Here is a 3,018-nt window from a genome sequence, read left to right on the forward strand (position 1 = left end):
TGTGTGCCTCTCCCAAACCCACCACGCGGGGGGGCCGGCGGGCGGGGCGCGCGGCCGGGGGGGGGGGGGCGGGCCCCCCCCCCCCCCCCCCCCCGGGCCGGGTGCGCCGTGCTGGCCGCCGGAGTGAGCGGCGCGGGGGCGGTCGCGCAGGCCGAGTTGCTGCGGGCGGCCCACCGGGCGCGGCTGGCGGGGTTGTACCGCCCGGCCGCGGCGGCGGTCGCGGTGGTGACGAGGCTGCGCGCGGCCCGGTCCGGGGCGCCGGACCACCGGCTGGCGGACCTGGTGGCCGGTCTGCGCGAGCTGCTGGACCTCACCACCGCCCTGAGCACCGGCTCCGGCCCGGTCGCCGAGCTGCGCGGCACCGCCCGCCAGGCGTACGGCGAGGAGGGCGGCTTGCGGCTGTACGGGCTGTTCACCGAGCCGGTGCTGACGGCCACGCATGCGGGGGTGGTGAGTTGGGCGGTGGACGCCGGGGGCCGGCTCAGCACGGTGGCCGAGGTGATGCCGCACGGTGACGCGGCGGCCGCCGCCCCGCAGGCGGTCGGGGCGGGCAACCGGACGGTCCGGCTGGGGGAGGCCCCGCTCAGCCACCGGGAGTTCAGCCGTGCCGGGCTGGCCGTCCAGGGCGCCACCCGGTCCGCCGCCGGGCGGCTGGGCGCGGGTGCTTCCGTCCGGGCGGTCCGGGCGGCGGGCGTGGCGTGGACGGCGGAGCCGGTGGCCGCGCTCTGGGCCGAACCGGCGGCCGCCCAGGTGGCGCGGGCGCTCGCGGCGGAGTCGCTGCCGTACGAGGGCCGCCCGGCCGGGAGTGACCTGCTGTTCCTGGACGTGACTCTGCTGGGCCCGGCTCCGGCCGGCCCGGGCGGGGCGCCGAGGCTGCTGGCGCGCTGCGAGGGCGGTGCCGACGGTGCCGATGGTGCCGACGGCGGCTTGGTGGTCGGTCTGTGCACGGGGCACGAGCACCCGGGCCTGGCCTTCCGGGCGAACCTCGCACTGCTCGCCACCACGCCCGGCCTGCGGCTGCGGGTGATCGGCCGTCTGGAGCGATCGGACCGTCCGGAGCTTCGCCTGCTCGCGATCGGCACACCCCCGGAGCCCTCGACGGCCCCCGAGGCCCCCGGCCTTCCCTCGCTCGCCGTCCCCGCGGACCGGGCCGACCGGGTCAATCTCGGCCTCGAACGCCTCCAGACCGCCGACCTGCGGACCACCGACCTCCAGACCGCCACCGCCACCGATGCCGTGCCCGGCTTCCCGGTCGGTCTCCCGAGCGAGGCCCCGTACGGGCCGCCCGTCCACGTGCTCGGCCGCCGGGTCGAGCAGGCGGTCACCACCGGGCGCCATGCCCTGGCCCCGAGCGCGGCCACGGCGGCCGCCGACGGGAGCCTGCTGCGCGCCGCCGGGCTGGTGACGGCCGCCGAGCTCCTGGACGCACTGCGGGCCGCCGCGGACGACCGGCGCCGCGACGTGTTCGGCCGGGTCGTCCCGGACGACCATGACGCCTTCGCCGGGTCCTGGCTGGCGGCCGCCTGCTACACGGAGGAACTGGCCGCCGCGCTCTGCGCCGCCGCCTGGGCCGGGGAGCCCGCCATGGACCGGCATCGAGGGGAGGTATAAGGAAAACTATTTGCATAGACAGCTAATCCGCGTCGGCTGGCATACTTGTCCCAGGGAAGACGTCACGAGACGTGCAGGGAAGTGGAAGGGAAGGCGAGCGATGGGTATCCGCGACGACGCGGCCGAGGTCCGGGCCCGTGGCTGGCGGACTCTCGCCGCGCTGCACGGGCTGATCGACGCGGCGCTGGAGAAGGCGCTGCAGGCGGAGCACCGGCTCTCGGTGGTCGAGTACACGGTGCTGGACGCCCTGTCGCGGCAGGACGGGTGGCACATGCGGATGCAGCAGCTGGCCCGCGCCGCGGCGCTGAGCAGCAGCGCGACGACCCGCCTGGTGACCAGGCTGGAGGACCGCGGGCTGCTCAGCCGCTACCTCTGCGCCGACGACCGGCGCGGGATCTACACCGAGCTGACGCCGGAGGGCCGCACCCTGCTGACGGCCGCCCGCCCGGTGCACGACGCCACCCTGGAGGCGACCCTGGCGCAGGCCGCCGAGGTGCCGGAGCTGGCGCCGCTGGTCCACGCGCTCTCCGGACTCGACGACCCGGCCGGGCTCACCGGCCGCCCCCCGACCAACGCCTGAACCCCGGCCAACGCCTGAACCCCGACCCCGACCCCGGCCCCGACCTCGACATCAAGTCCGGCGCCGGCCCCGGTGACCCCGCGCGGCCCGCACGGCCCGGACGCTCAACGCCGCCCGGCGGACAGGGCGTTGCGGTGCACCTGGTCGAGCAGGGCGAGCAGCAGCTCCTTGCTGGACGCCCGCTCCCGCACGTCGCAGAGCACGATCGGGACCTCGGGGCCGAGGTCGAGGGCGCGCCGGACGTCCTCGGGGCTGGCGTCGCGGCGGCCGTGGAAGCAGTTGACGCCGATCGCGAACGGGATGCCGCGCTGCTCGAAGAAGTCCACGGCGGCGAAGCTGGATTCGAGCCGCCGGGTGTCGGCGAGGACGATCGCCCCGAGGGCGCCGAGCGCGAGGTCGTCCCACATGAACCAGAACCGGAACTGGCCGGGTGTGCCGAACAGGTAGAGCACCAGGTCCTCGCGGACGGTGATCCGCCCGAAGTCCATCGCCACGGTGGTGGTGGACTTGCCCTGGACGCCGTCGAGGCTGTCGACCCCGATGCTGGCGCGGGTCATCCGCTCCTCGGTCTGCAGCGGTTCGATCTCGCTGACCGAGCCGACCATGGTGGTCTTGCCGACGCCGAAGCCGCCGGCGACGAGGATCTTGACCGCGCCCGGCACCAGGCTCTGGGTCGTCAATTCGGGTCTCCTGGAGTGGGACTGAGAGGTGCGGGGCGGTCGGGGGGGGGGGGGGGGGGGCGCCGGGCCCCCCCCCCCCCCCCCCGGGCCCGCGCGGTTTGCGGCGCCCCCGCGGGCGGGGGCCGGGCGCGGGGGGGGGGGGGGACG

The 3,018-nt window shown here is 77.1% G+C and carries 3 protein-coding genes; 2 read left to right on the forward strand and 1 reads right to left on the reverse strand.

What is annotated here, in order from left to right:
* Positions 1-108: 108 nt before the first annotated feature.
* Positions 109-1,611: a hypothetical protein gene (locus tag ACFV6I_RS08885; protein WP_380424022.1), complete on the forward strand. Its 1,503-nt coding sequence runs from the start codon at positions 109-111 to the stop codon at positions 1,609-1,611.
* 100 nt (positions 1,612-1,711) lie between these two features.
* Complete coding sequence (locus ACFV6I_RS08890; protein ID WP_063349856.1) at positions 1,712-2,191, forward strand: MarR family winged helix-turn-helix transcriptional regulator; 480 nt, start codon at positions 1,712-1,714, stop codon at positions 2,189-2,191.
* Positions 2,192-2,295: 104 nt separating this feature from the next.
* On the opposite strand, the gene ACFV6I_RS08895 is transcribed toward ACFV6I_RS08890, so the two are convergent.
* Positions 2,296-2,871, reverse strand: coding sequence for an ATP/GTP-binding protein (locus ACFV6I_RS08895; protein WP_063349857.1), 576 nt, complete (start codon positions 2,869-2,871; stop codon positions 2,296-2,298).
* Positions 2,872-3,018: the final 147 nt, after the last annotated feature.

Source organism: Kitasatospora sp. NPDC059803, assembly GCF_042732255.1.
Lineage (GTDB): Bacteria > Actinomycetota > Actinomycetes > Streptomycetales > Streptomycetaceae > Kitasatospora.

Excerpts from the sequence above, each read along its gene's own strand:
- ACFV6I_RS08890 (WP_063349856.1), top strand. The coding sequence starts at position 1,712 with ATGGGTATCCGCGACGACGCGGCCGAGGTCCGGGCCCGTGGCTGGCGG.